This window comes from Bacillus sp. JJ1609, assembly GCF_036967045.1.
Taxonomy (GTDB): Bacteria; Bacillota; Bacilli; order Bacillales; family Cytobacillaceae; genus Mesobacillus.
In genome coordinates this window covers 20,682-37,074 of sequence record NZ_JBALSS010000036.1, presented here as the reverse complement: position 1 = coordinate 37,074, position 16,393 = coordinate 20,682, and the positions used below count along the sequence as shown (strand labels likewise).

At 42.5% G+C, this 16,393-nt stretch carries 19 protein-coding genes; 15 read left to right on the top strand and 4 right to left on the bottom strand.

All coding sequences use genetic code 11. The features are described from left to right. The first annotated feature begins 354 nt into the window (after nucleotides 1-354). Complete coding sequence (locus V7654_RS21655; protein WP_335432919.1) at nucleotides 355-990, top strand: uridine kinase family protein; 636 nt, start codon at nucleotides 355-357, stop codon at nucleotides 988-990. A gap of 351 nt (nucleotides 991-1,341) precedes the next feature. On the opposite strand, the gene V7654_RS21650 is transcribed toward V7654_RS21655, so the two are convergent. The 3 genes from V7654_RS21650 to V7654_RS21640 form a co-directional block, all read right to left on the bottom strand. Then, nucleotides 1,342-1,878: an STAS domain-containing protein gene (locus tag V7654_RS21650; protein WP_335432918.1), complete on the bottom strand. Its 537-nt coding sequence runs from the start codon at nucleotides 1,876-1,878 to the stop codon at nucleotides 1,342-1,344. Between the two features lie 150 nt (nucleotides 1,879-2,028). Next, nucleotides 2,029-2,208, bottom strand: coding sequence for a hypothetical protein (locus V7654_RS21645; protein ID WP_335432917.1), 180 nt, complete (start codon nucleotides 2,206-2,208; stop codon nucleotides 2,029-2,031). A gap of 374 nt (nucleotides 2,209-2,582) precedes the next feature. Then, complete coding sequence (locus V7654_RS21640; RefSeq protein ID WP_335432916.1) at nucleotides 2,583-2,954, bottom strand: cyclic-phosphate processing receiver domain-containing protein; 372 nt, start codon at nucleotides 2,952-2,954, stop codon at nucleotides 2,583-2,585. A 269-nt stretch (nucleotides 2,955-3,223) separates the two neighbouring features. Here V7654_RS21640 and V7654_RS21635 point away from each other — a divergent pair, with 269 nt between their 5' ends. The 3 genes from V7654_RS21635 to V7654_RS21625 all read left to right on the top strand — a co-directional run bounded on the left by V7654_RS21635 (nucleotide 3,224) and on the right by V7654_RS21625 (nucleotide 5,262). Further along, nucleotides 3,224-4,225: an LLM class flavin-dependent oxidoreductase gene (locus V7654_RS21635; protein ID WP_335432915.1), complete on the top strand. Its 1,002-nt coding sequence runs from the start codon at nucleotides 3,224-3,226 to the stop codon at nucleotides 4,223-4,225. Beyond that, nucleotides 4,226-4,390, top strand: a complete 165-nt coding sequence (locus V7654_RS21630) for a hypothetical protein (protein ID WP_335432914.1) — start codon at nucleotides 4,226-4,228, stop codon at nucleotides 4,388-4,390. Nucleotides 4,391-4,674: 284 nt separating this feature from the next. Next, nucleotides 4,675-5,262, top strand: coding sequence for a Crp/Fnr family transcriptional regulator (locus V7654_RS21625; protein ID WP_335432913.1), 588 nt, complete (start codon nucleotides 4,675-4,677; stop codon nucleotides 5,260-5,262). Nucleotides 5,263-5,307: 45 nt separating this feature from the next. On the opposite strand, the gene V7654_RS21620 is transcribed toward V7654_RS21625, so the two are convergent. Further along, nucleotides 5,308-5,931, bottom strand: coding sequence for a Crp/Fnr family transcriptional regulator (locus V7654_RS21620; RefSeq protein WP_335432912.1), 624 nt, complete (start codon nucleotides 5,929-5,931; stop codon nucleotides 5,308-5,310). 222 nt (nucleotides 5,932-6,153) lie between these two features. Here V7654_RS21620 and V7654_RS21615 point away from each other — a divergent pair, with 222 nt between their 5' ends. From V7654_RS21615 to V7654_RS21565, 11 genes are all read left to right on the top strand, one after another. Further along, nucleotides 6,154-7,635, top strand: a complete 1,482-nt coding sequence (locus tag V7654_RS21615) for a 4-hydroxyphenylacetate 3-hydroxylase family protein (protein WP_335432911.1) — start codon at nucleotides 6,154-6,156, stop codon at nucleotides 7,633-7,635. Nucleotides 7,636-7,662: 27 nt separating this feature from the next. Then, nucleotides 7,663-8,211 carry an FAD synthetase family protein gene (locus V7654_RS21610; protein WP_335432910.1) on the top strand — a complete coding sequence of 183 codons (549 nt, stop codon included), beginning with the start codon at nucleotides 7,663-7,665 and terminating at the stop codon, nucleotides 8,209-8,211. 76 nt (nucleotides 8,212-8,287) lie between these two features. Then, nucleotides 8,288-8,845, top strand: a complete 558-nt coding sequence (locus V7654_RS21605; RefSeq protein WP_335432909.1) for an NADPH-dependent FMN reductase — start codon at nucleotides 8,288-8,290, stop codon at nucleotides 8,843-8,845. Between the two features lie 112 nt (nucleotides 8,846-8,957). Further along, nucleotides 8,958-9,497 carry a 3-hydroxyanthranilate 3,4-dioxygenase gene (locus tag V7654_RS21600; RefSeq protein WP_335432908.1) on the top strand — a complete coding sequence of 180 codons (540 nt, stop codon included), beginning with the start codon at nucleotides 8,958-8,960 and terminating at the stop codon, nucleotides 9,495-9,497. Then, nucleotides 9,482-10,492 (top strand): amidohydrolase family protein, encoded by a 1,011-nt coding sequence (locus V7654_RS21595; protein ID WP_335432907.1) that lies wholly within the window; start codon nucleotides 9,482-9,484, stop codon nucleotides 10,490-10,492. Before V7654_RS21600 ends, V7654_RS21595 begins: the two co-directional genes overlap by 16 nt. A 4-nt stretch (nucleotides 10,493-10,496) precedes the next feature. Further along, nucleotides 10,497-10,976: a RidA family protein gene (locus V7654_RS21590; protein WP_335432906.1), complete on the top strand. Its 480-nt coding sequence runs from the start codon at nucleotides 10,497-10,499 to the stop codon at nucleotides 10,974-10,976. Continuing rightward, nucleotides 10,973-12,433: an aldehyde dehydrogenase gene (locus V7654_RS21585; RefSeq protein ID WP_335432905.1), complete on the top strand. Its 1,461-nt coding sequence runs from the start codon at nucleotides 10,973-10,975 to the stop codon at nucleotides 12,431-12,433. The genes V7654_RS21590 and V7654_RS21585 overlap by 4 nt, the downstream gene beginning before the upstream one ends. A 290-nt stretch (nucleotides 12,434-12,723) precedes the next feature. Further along, the gene (locus V7654_RS21580) at nucleotides 12,724-13,503 is read left to right on the top strand and encodes a 2-keto-4-pentenoate hydratase (protein WP_335432904.1); all 780 of its coding nucleotides are present in this window, start codon (nucleotides 12,724-12,726) and stop codon (nucleotides 13,501-13,503) included. 12 nt (nucleotides 13,504-13,515) lie between these two features. Then, on the top strand, nucleotides 13,516-14,403 hold the full coding sequence (locus V7654_RS21575; protein WP_335432903.1) for an acetaldehyde dehydrogenase (acetylating): 888 nt from the start codon (nucleotides 13,516-13,518) through the stop codon (nucleotides 14,401-14,403). Nucleotides 14,404-14,473: 70 nt separating this feature from the next. Next, complete coding sequence (gene dmpG, locus V7654_RS21570; RefSeq protein WP_335432902.1) at nucleotides 14,474-15,502, top strand: 4-hydroxy-2-oxovalerate aldolase; 1,029 nt, start codon at nucleotides 14,474-14,476, stop codon at nucleotides 15,500-15,502. Between the two features lie 3 nt (nucleotides 15,503-15,505). Beyond that, nucleotides 15,506-16,303, top strand: coding sequence for a 2-keto-4-pentenoate hydratase (locus V7654_RS21565; protein ID WP_335432901.1), 798 nt, complete (start codon nucleotides 15,506-15,508; stop codon nucleotides 16,301-16,303). Nucleotides 16,304-16,393: the final 90 nt, after the last annotated feature.

Here is a 16,393-nt window from a genome sequence, read left to right as displayed (position 1 = left end):
GTGTAATTAGTTTTTGAAAGAAAACTGAAAAATATTCTAGAGGTGTGACAATAAGATAACGTTTTTCAAGTTAAGAGTTACGTTTTATATTTAATAATTTTTAGGCGAATGGATTTATTCATTAGAATGGGTTATAAAAAGTTTGAGAACTTCCTTTTTCAGCTAACGGGCGCAAGAATTCCAGATCGTGCTGCCAAACAAGGTGGGCATTATTGTTATTCGACTATCGGGGCAGTTAGTTAAACAAAAAATAGAAAAATATTGTAATATATAGGGATAGTGTAATTTTGTTAAAAACTATATAACTGGAAGGTTAACAAACATCAATTAATAAAGAAAAAATGGGGGGCGAATATGGAAAAGGTGTTAAAAGAGATTGCCAATTTGATTAACAGTGAGGATAAAAGAATCACGATCGGGATTTCAGGTCATGGTGCATCTGGAAAGACAACGTTTGCACATAATCTTTTAAAGCTACTGGGACATGACAATGTGAATTATATCAATACCGACCCATATATTATCGGCTCTCATCTTAGAAAGTACACCTCTATCGAATATGAATATAAGAATGAACATCATCAAGATAAAATGACCGCTTGTCATCCTGCTGCTCATAATATATTCGCTCTAGAGAGAGACATTCATATGATGAGAGATGGTTTAGATTTTTATACAATAGGCACGAATTATACAAAGCCCACTTTAATTTCTTCACAAAACAAAATAAATATTGTAGAAGGCATGAGCGTTGCCTTTACTGATCTCAATTTGTATGACCTGAAAGTCTATCTATATACGGATGAGGAAACCGAGTTGATGAGAAGGAGTATACGTGATGTATCTGAAAGAGGAACAGATATTAATTATTTAAGAAAATCTCATGAAGAGCGAAGAATTCAATATGATTTATTTATGCATCCGAATCATCGGAATTTTGATATAGTTCTAAAAAAATCTAATAAAGAGTGGATACTTGAAAAAGGTTGATATTTAAAAAGTGAAATACTGTAATGGTGTAGACAATCAAGGCTGCATTTTTGTTATTTTGCCCTTAGAGTCGAGAACTACTATGACACTCTTAAATGGTTAGGACAGAATGAAGTTGAAATCGTTTGGCGTTTGGGCTGAAGTTGAGCGTAAAGGTGAGATAAATGTTGGAGATGAGATATTATTATAATAAGTAAATCGTTGTTCGGACAATGGGGTGCATTGATCCGGAAGGATTAATCCGTCCATTTGTAGTATTTCCTGTAGAACTACCAAAAAAATAAAATGTTAAAAAACAGCCCCGTAGGCTGCCCTGTTGTTACTATAAACTGTTCTGTTTTAAGTCTATTATTAAATCTGATTCTTAGAATTTCTATGTTTTGGTATTATTGTTAGTCCTAATTGATTAAGAGCCTGCTGCAAAGTCGCTGTGGTTTGAACTTCTTTAAAATCCAGGCCTAAACTTACGATTGTTTGAGCAATTTCTGGACGTATTCCCGATATAATTGCTTGTGTACCTGTCAATTTCAAAGCTGTAATAATTTTAAAGATTTGGTGTGCAACCATCGTATCGATGATAGGAACACCAGAGACATCGAATATAATGGTTTTTAAATTAAGTCGTGTTCCTTCATTTAACGAGATTTCCATAATTAAATGGGCACGGTTTGTATCTATTTCACCAACTAACGGTATAGCAGCAATTCCATCAATAATAGGAACAACAGGCACAGATAAATCCTCTAATGCTGTATAAGCGATTTTCATTAAATCTTTACTTCTGTTCTCATATACTTCACCAATAACACTGAAAACTTTATCAAGCAAAGGGTCAATAATCTTGGATACATCGAGCAATGTGACGGCTGCAAATTGTTTATTCTTCAATTCTTCAGTAAAGACATCCCAAATCACTGTCCTATAATAAGAAACGGCCCTTAATGCATTACTTAATGAAACATCATATCGAATCGCAAATGCGGTAGCCTTTTTACCCCAGTCAATAACTTTATTGTGAATTAAATCCCTGTCCTCGAACTATGCCTGTCCAAAATATATGATTAGTTCTCCCCTATATTCAAATAGCTCAACCTTAGGGACACCAGAATTTTTTAAGCTTTGTGTATACTTAGAATCAACAAGCTGATAAATTTTATTGGCTAAAATCAACTCATTTTCAACGATTTTCTCACCTATATAACGTAATTCTTCCTTCACAATTCTATTCCCCTTATATCATCCAATTATAATCACTATACAGTTTATAACTTGAAATTAAAGCATTAATATGTTTCTGACAACATGAACTTTAATTCAATATTATTGTTGTTATGTTACCTGTTTATGAAGGATGAGAATCCGTGAATCAAGAGTTATGAATGTTAAGGGGCAGGATCGTGTAACAAGTATTAACAAAATTTAATGCTAACGAGGGCCACACTAAATTTAAAGTTTCCTTAAGAAATAAATTTCATCTTAACTACTGTCTCTATTAGCAATGGAAGAAAATCTAGGCATATAGTTTTTAATGTAGTTTTACTATAATAATATAGCTGTATTTAAATATCTGGATGAAATTCTAATAGAAGAGTTTACTGTATTTCTAAATAATGTTGCAGAACTTTTGGCGGGAAGAAATTGAGGGGTAGTGGTCTTAAGGTTACAATAATGGCAGTAGGCATTATTAGATCGTGCTGTGCTTGTTTCAAACAATTATACATAGCTTTCCCGCCAACTGAATTGGCAGAGTGAATAGTTATGCGTTTTGCATATAGTTTATCTTTAACCATCCTTTGAACCAGCATAAAACCATTTTTAGTCTTATTTAATAAATCATGGTCCAACGAGAGATGTTCGATATCAAATGTTTGCAGCAGATCTATACACTCATCGATAGTCTCGACTAAAACATAGCCAGCGGGTGCTTTCCGATAGTCGTCCAGGAATACACTAATTTTCTCCATTTCTTATACTCCTTCCCTTACACAAGGGGTGACTAAGAAAAGTCGAATAATCCCAAGATAAATATGATTTTATATAAGTCTAACATATCGATGAAAGAATGGGGCATATTCGACTTTAAAGGATATTTTCTGACAATCTTTTTAAATTAAACGGGTATATTCAATCAATTTCCACAAAAGATTTTGGTCGTTCTAAGCATACAATTTTGTTTCTAAACCGAGAATTGATAGTATAGTGATATATCTTGATTTGAAAGGAAATAAAAGAAATGATAAATATAAATATACCCGTTTCTGTCTTAAACCTTGCCCCTATTCGTCAAGGGCAGGAATCTATAGATGCGATTGACTCGATGGTGGATTTAGCAAAAGCTTCTGAGGAAATGGGGTATAAAAGGTATTGGATTGCAGAACACCATAATTCCCCAACACTTGTAAGTTCAGCTACATCCATTTTAATTAAGCATACATTGGAACATACTAAAACCATCCGTTTAGGATCTGGTGGGATTATGTTGCCTAATCATTCTCCATTAGTTGTTGCCGAACAATTTGGAACAATGGCAACCATTTATCCCAACCGTTTGGACTTAGGACTTGGCAGAGCACCTGGTACCGATATGATGACGGCAAGGGCCTTAAGACGTTCACAGAATGATTCTGTGAATACATTTCCTGACGACATCAACTCCTTGCTTACATACTTTGGATCAAAAGAACAACAAGGTTATGTCAAAGCGTATCCAGGAGTTGGTACTAAAATCCCATTATATATATTAGGTTCATCGACAGACTCAGCGTATTTAGCGGCTAAATTAGGGCTGCCGTATGTGTTTGCCGCCCACTTTGCCCCTAGATATTTGGAACAAGCAATCTCTATTTACCGCAATCGCTTCCAGCCTTCTGAATATCTGGATTCTCCGTACATGATGGTTTGTGTAAATGTGGTTGCAGCTGAAACAGATGAAGAAGCGAAAAAAGAATATACAACGACGCAACAATTTTTCCTAAATGTTGTCCGAGGTTCACAAACACCAATGCAGCCACCAGTGGATAGCATGGATCACCTATGGAACGAACAGGAGAAAGAAGTAGCTTCATCAATGTCCAGTGTGGCATTAATTGGGAGTAAAGAAACAGTAAAAGCACAGTTAACAGCTTTCCAAGAGATGTATAATGTAGATGAACTCATGGCTGTTTCCTATATTTTTAACCCCGAAAAACAAAAGCGATCTTATCAAATCTTTAAGGAAATTGTAGATGGAAAATAATTGAGAACCAGTACCGTACTGGGTTTGCTTGGTGTTCGCTCTATTGTAACGGGAGTAAGACTTGAGTTTGCCCAAAGTAATGTTCAGCTCGCAATGGATTTTACCTTAATACAAATATTTGGTACTGTCCAGCAAGCATTACGTCAATTTGATTTTAAAGGGTAGCTGTGTAAGTTCCAAGCAACCAAATTCCATGATTGTATTAGTCATACATTATTATTGCTCTCTCGGGTGCGTTGATCCAGGAAGGATTAAACGCACTTTTTTTTGATGTCTTTATTGAGCTGAAGGACCTTTTTGGTTCCTTTTGGTGAAATTTAATAGAGCATACTTTTTTAAATACGCCTCTCAATAAATTTGTTATAATTATCTTAATAATTAAAAAAGTTTGTGTTTACAGATAGAAAGGTGATAACATGCAAAACCTTCGCTATTTATGGGAGCCTTTTTTGTCGTATGGACAGGTATTTGATGTGGAGAGGAATAAGGTTGTTTATCACCAGGGGGAGGCTGGCCGCGGGATTTATTATTTGAAAAAGGGTGAAATTAAGGTTACGCTTCTTTCGGATCATGGGGATGAGCGGATCATCAACATCGTGCCGCCAGGGATGTTGTTTGGTGAACATGGTGTTCACGGCGAGACTTATTTGACAAGCGGTACAACGACGTGTGCATCGAGGATTTATTTTTTCTCAGATGAAGTTGTTGCGACAATTTGCAAGGATCATCCCGATGCCGCTATGATTTATACTGATTCGCTTATCTATAAATTTAGGACACTTGCAGAAATCATTGCCCACCTTGATAGCCCAGTCGAGCAGCAGATGGCTTTTTATTTGCTAAAACTTATCGAGGAAAACGGGAATGCCTCGATGAATCAGACTGCTTTTTCCAAGTACATTGGCACTTCCCGGATTACAGTGAACAAGATCATTCAGAAATGGAAGCAAAAAGATTACATAGAGCTTAATAAACGTGAGATCGTGGTTAAGGATTTCGAAAAAGTCAGGGCGATTGCCAGGAAACCGAAGGAGTAGTTAAAGCAGAACTGATTATAATGCGAACAAATGCATATAGATGGCTTAGCCAACCAGGTTTCTTAGGAAATCTGGTTTTTTTATATAGTATTTTCGTTTTTGGATATCGACGACTCCTGCTTCCTGCCATTGTTTGAGGACTTTATAAACAGTTATGCGTGTGAGCCCTGTACAGCAGGCGAGGTCCTGCTGGCTGATTGGGATTTCGTAATTTTTAAATTCGTCGCAGATATTATGAAGAAGGACTGCGAGTTTTTGTTCTGATGTAAGCGCATTCAAATTTATCCGGTCTAAAAGGATTTTCATTTTATGAATGACGCTTTTTGAAAAAAGTTTGAAGAGTTCTGGATGAGAAATCATCAGTTTCCTGAATTCGTCTGCAGAGAAGTGATAGACGACGGAATCCTTGACCGCGATTGCGGTAGTGAAATGAGTTTTTTGATCCAATGACTGGACGCCCAAGAGTTGGTTTGGAATAACTATATTTAGCATATTTTCTTTACCGGTGGCTGTTTCAGTAACGATTCGAACTAATCCCTTATGCAGGTAATAGAAGCCTTCACCATTGTTTCCTTGCTGGTATATGTATTCCTTTTTCCTGAAAAATTGGCGAGTTCCATATTTTAAATAGGCCTCCCAATGGAATACATCCTCATAAACTGTAACCATACCATTACCTCCCAAAAACATTTTTGGATATGGAGCTTTGCCATGATTGTTAATTACTATAATCATAGGTGAAATAAAGTTAAATTTCTACAATAAGTTAGACAATTTAGATTTTTAAGAAAACTAATTTTAAAAAAACGTTAATTAGGCTACAGTTACGTTCTAAATTTAGTATTACAATTCAAATTGAATTTTCATTTAATTTTTATCAGGAGGGTGTATATGGGAATTAGGACTGGGGCTCAATATATCGAAGCAGTTAAAGCACGTAAACCTGAGGTTTGGCTTTCTGGAAAGAAAGTAGAAAATTTGTTTGAGGAGCCGGTGTTCAAGCAGCCTATTCTTGAAATTGCAAGGCTGTATGATATGCAGTATGATCCGGAATTCCAGGATAAGATCACTCATGTGTGCAAGGAAACAGGGGAGAGAGTCAACAACGCGTTTCTTGTGCCTAAGAGCTATGAAGATCTTGTAAAACGCCGCAACGTATTCGAAGCTTATGCCAAAGCAACCTTTGGACTGATGGGAAGAACACCTGATTTCTTGAATGTTGTTGTGACTTCCATGTACTACAATTCTTGGTTCTTTGAAAAATACAATAAAAACTGGGCTGACAATGTCCGCAACTATTATAAATATCTTCGCGATAACGATATCTTCTTAACACATGCGATCATTAACCCTCAAAATGACCGCAGCAAGACCTCTCACGAACAGAAGGATGAGTTTACTCATCTGGGTGCTGTGAAAGAAACTCCGGATGGATTGGTAGTAAGAGGAGCAAAAATGCTTGCGACACTTGCCCCAATCACAGATGAAGTGATCATTTACTCATTCCCTGGCTTCGCACCTGGAGATGAGAAGTACGCACTTGCATTTGCAATTCCGATTGAAACACCGGGCCTGCGCATCATCTGCCGTGAACCGATGCAGGATGGAACTCGTTCATTCTTTGATCATCCGCTTGCTTCAAGATTCGAAGAAATGGACGCATTGCTTGTTTTTGATGATGTTGTCGTTCCTTGGGACCGAGTTTTCCTTTACAACAATGTCGAGGCTGCCAACAAGCTGTATCCGATGACAGGTGCAGGACAACAGCCAGCACACCAATCAGGCGTAAGGGGTCTTGTGAAATTGGAGTTTGCTACACAGGTTGCGATGAAAGTAGCTGACACAATTGGTGTTGATGGATACCTGAATGTCCAGGATCAGCTTGGTGAGCTTGCTCAGTCACTTGAGTCCATCAGAGCGTTGTTGAAGGTTGCTGAATACGAGCACACGATTACAGAGCATGGTGAAGCGATGCCTGATTATGTGGCACTTGAAACCATCCGCGGCTTGCTGCCAAAAATGTATCCAAGAGCAATTGAAGTTATGCAGATTGTGGGTGCTGGCGGATTATTGATGTCACCAACAGGTGCTGATTTTGACGCAGCAGAATTAAGAGATTCAATTGATAATTACTATGTTGGACGTGAAGGCGTATCTTCGCTGGAGCGCGTAGGTATTTTCAAACTTGCATGGGATCTGTGCGGCGAGGCATTCGGCCAGCGTTTGCTGCAGTATGAGCGTTATTACACAGGAGACCCGATTCGCAAGAGAGGAATTTTCTATAACAACTATAAGCGCCAGGCAAAACTCGATATGGTTGAAGAAGCGTTAAAGGGATGTCAGCTGGATAATAAGGAAGCGCTTACAAACTAAGCTCGGAGCACAGGAGGAGAAGGTCAAATGAAAGCTCATTTATACACTACTTTGGAATTGCCGCAATCGATTGTTGCCATTGGTGCCTTTGATGGCGTCCATCGAGGCCATCAGGCTGTCATTAGGCAGGCGGTGCAAAGAGGCCGAAAGCTGAAGGTGCCAAGTGTTGTGTATACATTTGATCCTCCGCCAAGGGTGTTTTTTCAAGGAGTAAGGATGCTGACGACTGTGGAAGAGAAGCTTTTAAAAATGGAGAAGCTTGGACTTCACCATTCAGTGGTTGCAAGGTTCGATGACATATATGCCAGGCGAAGTGCCTATGAGTTCATTGACACTTTAGCGAAGCTTAACCCAGTTGAAATCATGGTTGGCGGTGATTTCCGATTTGGGAAGGACCGGCTTGGGGATATTGCTCTGCTGGAAAAGTACTTCAGGGTGCGGGAGACGAAGCCAGTGTGCTGCTCAAAAGGAAGCCCGATTTCTTCGACAAGAATCCGGCAGCTGCTTTCAGAAGGAGAGGTTCACCTGTCGAATACCCTGTTGGGTTGGACGGTTGGGAATTCGGCTGGAAAGTGAGTTGCCCGGCTGTTTTGGATAGCTATTTTTGACGGCTGGCTCTGGTATCAATTTTAAGAGCATAGGAGGGTACGAGATGAAATTATTGGGGATCTCAGGCACAATCATTGGTGCCAAAACAGGCATCGTTGTCCGTAAAGTGCTTGATGATGTGAAAAAGAAGTATCCGGACATTGAGGTAGAAATGCTCGATATGATGGATTACGATGTCCAGTTCTGTGATGGACGCGACCCTTCGACGTATTCAGAGGATACGAAGACGGTAATTGAAAAGGTTTCGAATGCGGATTTCTATATTATCGGAACGCCAATTTTTCAGGGATCGATCCCGGGTGTGCTGAAGAATTTGATTGACTTGATCCATCCTGATGCTTTCCGTAATAAAGTGATGGGGTTTGTCGCCAATGGGGGCACTTATCAGCATTTTCTTGTTATCGAGAATCAGCTGAAGCCGATAGCAGGCTACTTCCGGGCGTTTGTGGCCCCGAGCTATGTGTACGCGAACTATGATCATTTTAACCGAGAGAACGAGATTGTGGATGCTGATTTGCTCCAGCGGATTTCACTTTTAGCGGATGAAGTGGTGCATATGCAAAAATCCCTTAAGGGCAGCTGTGCTGAGGTTGCGGAGTAATTATGTCAGACGTTTGGGAATTGGGTACTTTATAAGTTTCCTATAACAATATTACGTAAACTAGAAAATATGCTATTAAAATTTTACAAGAATCGAAGGGAGACGAGGAAATATGAAAAGTCAATTTGTTCCTATTAATCTTATGAAATTTATTGAGGAAAACAGAGATCAGCTTAAGCCGCCGGTGAACAATAAGGTGATCTGGAAGGATGCCGAGCTGATGGTGATGCTGCTGGGCGGCCCGAACAAGAGACGTGATTTCCACGTTGACCCGTCCGAGGAAATTTTCTATCAAATCCAAGGCAGCTGCTATGTTGAGGTCATCAATGCAGAAGGCAAGCGCGAAGTCGTGGAGGTAAAAGAAGGCGAGATGTTCCATCTGCCGGCGAATGTGCCGCACTCACCACACCGTGTGCCGAATACAATCGGTCTTGTCATTGAGCGGAACCGTGCTGAAGGCGAGCTTGAAGATTTCGTATGGTTCTGCGATAAGTGTGACCACGAAATGCACCGCGCGACCATTCAGCTAACGAATATCGAAGTTCAGGTGAAGGAAGCGATTGCCAGCTTCAACGGTGATGAAGAGCTAAGAAAATGCAAGAACTGCGGCTATCAAATGCCACCAGAAGCGAGTGAATGGAAATGCGAGTAGACTTTCATACTCATATTATTCCGGAAAACTTCACGGAGCTGACGAAGCGTTTCAGTGGTGAGAAGTGGCCAACACTTGAGCGGACATGTGCCTGCGGTGCCAACATCATGGTTGCCGGCAAGGTGTTCCGCGAGGTGACAGACCAGGTGTGGGATGCTGAAAAGCGCATCAAGGATATGGAACGTGAAGGGGTCGACATGCAGGTCCTTTCACCGATTCCAGTGACCTTCTCGTACTGGGCTCCGGCTGAGGAAGCGGAAATTTTAGCACGCGTCCAGAACGATTTTATCGCCGATCTTTGTAACCAGTATCCGACAAAATTCATCGGGCTTGGTGCTGTCCCTCTGCAGAATGTTGAGGTAGCGATTCGCGAAATGGACCGCTGTAAGCATGAGCTGCGCTTGAGCGGGATTGAAATTGGCACAAATGTGAATGGCGTCAATCTTGACGATCCTCGTTTTATCGAATTCTTTGAAATGGCGGAGCAATGGGATGTTCCGTTGTTCATCCATCCGTGGGAAACGCTTGGCAAGGAGCGCATGCCGCGCCACAACCTGATGTATACAGTTGGGATGCCGAGTGAGACTGCACTTGCTGGAGCAAGCTTGATTCTTGGTGGAATCATGGATAAATTCCCTAAGCTGAAAATTTGTTTGGCTCATGGCGGAGGCGCGCTGCCTTACTTGCTGCCGCGTTTGGATCAAGGCTGGAAGGTTTGGCCGCATCTGCGTCTGCTGGATAAGCCGCCGAGCCATTACGCGAAGCAGTTTTACTATGATTCATTAGTAAATGAGCCTGTGAATCTGAACTACTTACTCCAGAATTTCGGACATGAGCGAATCATCATGGGATCTGATTATCCATTCCTATTGAGGGAGGTTCCTCCTGGAAAGGTGATTGACGACACGCTTGGTCTTTCGAAGGAACAGACAGATGCGATGCTCGGTAAAAACGCTTTGAAATTCTTGAACATTCCTGTAAAAGTGGGGAGCTGATTTTATGGAAAAGGCATTGATTACACCTGAAGAACGAATAAAGGAATTAGGCCTGACCTTGCCTGCTCCCCGCCCTGCGGCAGGGAATTATGTGAGCTGTGTGAGGACAGGAAACCTGATTTTTACATCAGGCCAAGGAACGAATGAATACCGCGGTCGATTAGGCGAGGATGTTTCGGTTGAGGTTGGTTATGATGCTGCAAGGCAGTGCATGCTGAATTTGCTGACAGTTGTAAAACAGGAAGTTGGCGAACTAAGCAAGGTGAAGCGAATCGTTAAGGTGCTTGGCTTTGTGAATAGCTCGCCAGATTTTACCGACCAGCCGAAGGTGATGAATGGTGCTTCCGACTTGCTTGTCCAAGTGTTTGGGGAAAGAGGCAAGCACGGGAGGTCAGCTGTTGGGATGGCCCAGCTTCCGCTTAACAATGCAGTTGAAGTTGAAATGGTAGTCGAAGTAGAGGATGAGGAGGCTGTTTTAGGATGAATCTGACTCAAACACAGGTAATTAAGGACGCGAAGCTCTTCATCAATGGTGAATACCGGGATGCGATCTCGGGTGAGAGCTTTGATACGATTGATCCTTCGACGAATAAAAAGCTTGCTTCCGTGGCAATGGCCGGTGTAGAGGATGCCAAGCATGCAATCGACGTGGCGCAGCGCACATTCGAAAGCGGAGTGTGGAGTGAGATGCCGGTTGCAGAAAGGTCAAAAATCTTGTGCAGAATGTCTGATTTGGTTATGGAAAAGGTTGATGAGCTGGCGCTCGTTGAGACGCTTGATGTTGGAAAGCCGATCAAGGAAAGCCGCGGCTTTGACATTCCGCGTGCTGCAGCGAATCTGCGTTTTTTCGCAGAAATGGCGAACTATATCAATCATGAGCACTATGACCAGGCTAAATATATGTCTTATTCAAAATATGCGCCTGCTGGGGTGACAAGCTTAATTATTCCGTGGAACCTGCCATTTATGCAAATGACATGGAAGGCTTCGGCGGCGATGGCTGCTGGTAATACGGTTGTTGTGAAGCCGGCTTCATACACTCCATTGAGTGCAGTAATGCTGGGTGAAATCGCAAATGAGGCTGGGTTGCCGCCTGGTGTATTGAATATTATTACCGGTCCTGGCGGTTCAGTTGGGACTGAGATGACCCGCAATCCATCTGTCCGCAGAATTTCTTTTGTCGGCGACAGCACAACTGGACGTACTGTCATGCAGAATGCAGCATCACAACTTATTCCAGTATCGCTTGAGCTTGGCGGGAAGTCTGCGAACATCGTATTCGAGGATGCTGATCTGGATGAAGCAGTTGCTGGTTCGATTGAAGCTATTTTCCGAAATCAGGGTGAGATTTGTTTGGCAGGATCTCGTTTACTTGTTCAGGAAAGCATCTATGATGTGTTTTTGGAGAAGTTTGTAGCGGTAGCTAGGAAAATTAAGGTTGGCAATCCGCTGGATGAGTCTACCGACATGGGTGCGCTTGTATCGAAGGGCCATCTGGAGACGGTGGACGAATATGTGCAGATTGGGTTATCTGAAGGCGCGAAGCTTGCTGTTGGCGGAAAGCGTGTTGCTGACCTTAATGAGGGTAATTTCTACGAGCCTACTGTTTTATATGATGTCGACAATAAAATGCGCGTTGCCCAGGAAGAGATTTTCGGGCCGGTATTGGTTGTCATTCCTTTTAAAACAGAAGACGATGCGGTGCGAATCGCGAATGACTCGATGTACGGTTTGGCTGGTGTTGTTTGGACAAATGACCTGCGCCGTGCACACCGAGTTGCTGCCCGCGTAAACTCTGGTTTGCTGTGGATCAATTGCTGGTATTATCGTGACCTGCGCACACCATTCGGCGGTTCAAAAGCAAGCGGAATCGGACGCGAAGGCGGAAGACACAGCTTCGAGTTTTATACCGAGGCGAAGACGATTACGATGAAGCTTTAAAAGATGCTGACCTTTATTTGTAGTTAGGGTCTGTTTAATTATATCAATACAATTAATGATAAGTTGGCCTCAGTGTAGAGTTTAGCACTATTTTACAGTCAAAAAGAGGCCAACTGGTGAATTATTGTTTTCAACTGGTGAAAAAACGGCTGCAACTGGTGAATAATTCTTTCCAACTGGTGAAAAAACGACTTCAACTGGTGAATTAAGACTTATTTATTCAAATTTTACACGAACTAGAGTTTCGATTCACTTTTTCATAAGTTTCAAGATAAAAGGAGGGTGATTGCATGAACAACGTAATTGAACGTATTGCGGATACGCTTTTGGAGGCTGAGCGCAGCAGACAGGCTGTGGCTCCGCTGACTGGGCAGTACGATGACCTGACTGTGACTGATGCCTATAATGTGCAGCTTGAGGTTTTAAAACGCAAGCTTAGCGAGGGGCGCACTGTCATTGGCAAAAAGGTTGGACTCACGAGTGTAGCGATGCAAAAAATGCTTGGAGTTGATGAGCCTGATTACGGCCATCTGCTTGATGATATGAAGGTGGAAAATGGCGCGAAGGTGAAGGTGAGCAATCTGCTCAGCCCTAAGATTGAAGCAGAAATCGGGTTTGTTTTAGGTGAAGATTTAAGAGGTCCTAATGTCACTTTCCTGGATGTTTTGATGGCGACTAAGTATGTCGTGCCGACGCTGGAAATCATCGACAGTCGCATTGCTGATTGGAAGATTGGACTAGTTGATACGGTTGCAGACAATGGTTCTTCTGCGATGGTCGTTGTGGGAGATGAAATGGCAGAAATCGATGGCATCGACCTCCGTAGTGTGGGGATGATTTTATCCAAAAATGGCGAGATGATCGCGACAGGTTCAGGTGCTGCGGCGTTAGGACATCCTGCTCATGCGATTGCCTGGCTTGCAAACAAGCTGCATGAATTCGGAATCTCATTAAAGGCTGGCGAATTGATTCTGCCAGGAGCGCTATCTGCTGCGATTGTTGTGCAGGAAGGCGATACGGTTACGGCACAGTTTGGGCAGGTTGGTTCTGTTTCTGTCACATTTGAGTAGGAGGTGTGAGATTTGGCGAAAATCAAGGCGGCAATCATTGGTTCTGGAAACATTGGGACCGATCTCATGTATAAGCTTGAACGAAGTGAGGTCATCGAGCTGTCGGCGATGATCGGAATCGATCCTGAATCTGATGGACTTAAGCGTGCGAAGGAAAATGGCTATCTTGCTTTCCATAATGGAATTGAAGCATTAAAGGAAAACCCTGAGTTAGCTGATATTGTGTTCGACGCAACTTCGGCGAAAACGCATGTAAGGCATGCGAAGGTGCTTACAGAATTAGGCAAGCTGGCGATTGACCTCACTCCAGCAGCCAGAGGACCTTTTGTCAGTCCTGCTGTCAAAACAGATTCTTATTTGGATGAGAAGAATGTAAACATGATCACATGTGGCGGCCAGGCAACGATTCCAATTGTTTACGCAATCAACTCTGTAGCAGATGTGAGCTACGCAGAGATTGTAGCAACAATTTCGAGCAAAAGCGCTGGACCAGGAACACGTGCGAACATTGATGAATTCACAATTACCACTCGCAGAGGGATTGAGGAAGTTGGGGGAGCGGATAGAGGGAAGGCACTTATCATCCTGAATCCTGCAGAGCCGCCAATCCTGATGCGCGATACGATTTATTGTGAAGTGAAAAATATGGACGAAGCTGCAATAACAAAATCGATCGAGCAAATGATCGAAACGGTGAAGCAATATGTGCCAGGATATCGCTTGAAGCAGGAGCCGATGTTCGATGGAAACCGTGTGACAGTGTTCCTTGAAGTTGAAGGGGCAGGGGATTATTTCCCTGTGTACGCAGGTAACCTCGACATCATGACGGCTGCTGCAACTCGTGTGGCTGAGGATTTTGCTTGCCATATGCTTGAGAAGCAGAATGTTAAAAGCGTCTAGTATGTTAGATTGAATTTTTACCTTAAGTTTAGTATCAAAAAGTGTCTTACCGAAAGGCTGGGTGAATTTTTTGAAGAGAAACAGTGACAAGCAGATTAAAATTACTGAAGTTTGCTTGCGTGACGGAAGTCATGTAATGCAGCATCAATATACTGAGGATCAAGTACGCCGTGTGGCTCGTGAGCTGGATGATGCCGGCATGCATTATATTGAAGTGAGCCACGGAGACGGCTTGGGCGGTTCGACGCTGCAATATGGGAAATCGCTTGTTGATGAGATGAAGCTGATTGAGGCGGCTGTTGACGAGTGCAAGCAATCTAAGGTTGCGGTGCTGCTGATTCCTGGTATTGGCACGGTTCACGAATTAAAACAGGCGCGCTCTTTAGGTGCAACCCTCGTTCGTGTTGCTACGCATGTGACTGAAGCGGATGTTTCGGCCCAGCATATCAGCATGGCAAGGGAGCTTGGCATGGAGTCATTGGGATTCCTGATGATGGCGCATATGGCTCCGGTTGAAAAATTGGTGGAGCAGGCGAAGTTAATGGAAAGCTATGGCGCGCAGGCTGTGTACGTGACCGATTCTGCGGGAGCGCTTTTACCGCATGAAGTCCGTGAGAGAATTTCTGCTTTAAAAGAGTCCTTGTCTATCGAAGTCGGATTCCACGCGCACAATAATTTGTCGCTGGCTGTTGCTAACACGCTTGTCGCGATTGAAGAGGGTGCGACACGGATCGACGGCAGTATCCGTTGCCTAGGAGCTGGAGCAGGTAATGCGCAGACAGAGGTGCTTTTATCTGTATTGGATCGAATGGGCGTCAATTTGGGAATTGATATTTATAAAATGATGGATGTGGCTGAAAATACGGTTGGACCGATGATTCCTAGGCCTCAGGAAATTAATAGAGGAAGCCTCGTTTTAGGATATGCTGGCGTTTATTCTAGCTTCCTGCTTCATGCTGAACGGGCAGGGCAAAGATTTGGCATTGATTCAAGGGATATTTTAATTGAGCTGGGTAAAAGGAAAGCGGTGGGCGGCCAGGAGGATATGATCCTTGATGTGGCTGCGGAATTGGCAAAAGCTCGAAAGCTGGAGGTGTAGGGAATGACGATTACAAAGGGAGTCGATCTTGAAATAGTAGAATATCTTTATTCTGCTGAAAAAGAACGTCGTGAAGTCGTGAAGGTGACGGACCGATATCCGGATATGAGTTTTAGCGATGCTTATTCAATCCAGGAAAAATTGATAGAGAGACGGGAAAAAGATGGGGCACGCAAAATCGGTTTGAAGCTTGGTTTGACAAGCAAGGCGAAGCAGGAAATGATGGGTGTTCATGAAGCTATTTACGGGTATTTGACCGACGATATGCTTGCGCTTGAATGGGAGCCTTTAGAATTCTCTGACTACATCCATCCGAAAGCAGAGCCAGAGATTGCTTTTTTTATCGAAGAGGATTTGCAGGGAACGGATGTTACGGCAGAAGATGTGCTCCGGGTTACCAAATTTGTGGCACCGGCAATTGAAATTATCGACAGCCGCTACCTGAACTTTAAGTTCACGCTGGCAGATGTCATTGCTGACAATTGCTCTTCTTCAAAATTCCTGATCGGCAGCAAGTGGAAGTCCCCTAAAGAATTAGATTTGGGACAGCTTGGAATGGTGATGTCGAAAAATGGGCAGGTTGTCCAAACGGGTTCGAGCGCTGCTGTGCTCGGTCACCCAGCAACATCGGTAGCATGGGCTGTGAACAAACTCGGTGAGGTGGACAAGGGAATTAAAAAGGGAGATGTCATTCTGAGTGGTGCGGTTTCTGAGGCGATTTCGTTTGAGCCAAAGGATACGATCCTAGTACAATTTGCCGAGCTTGGCAGCGTTTCTTTTTCCTGTAAATCTAGCACTTAGTTTTTATAACTAAGTGCTTTCTTTTAAGTTTAAAATATTCAGAATATAATGATAAAATTCACATTTCTATGTTAAGCAGTTTACACTTTT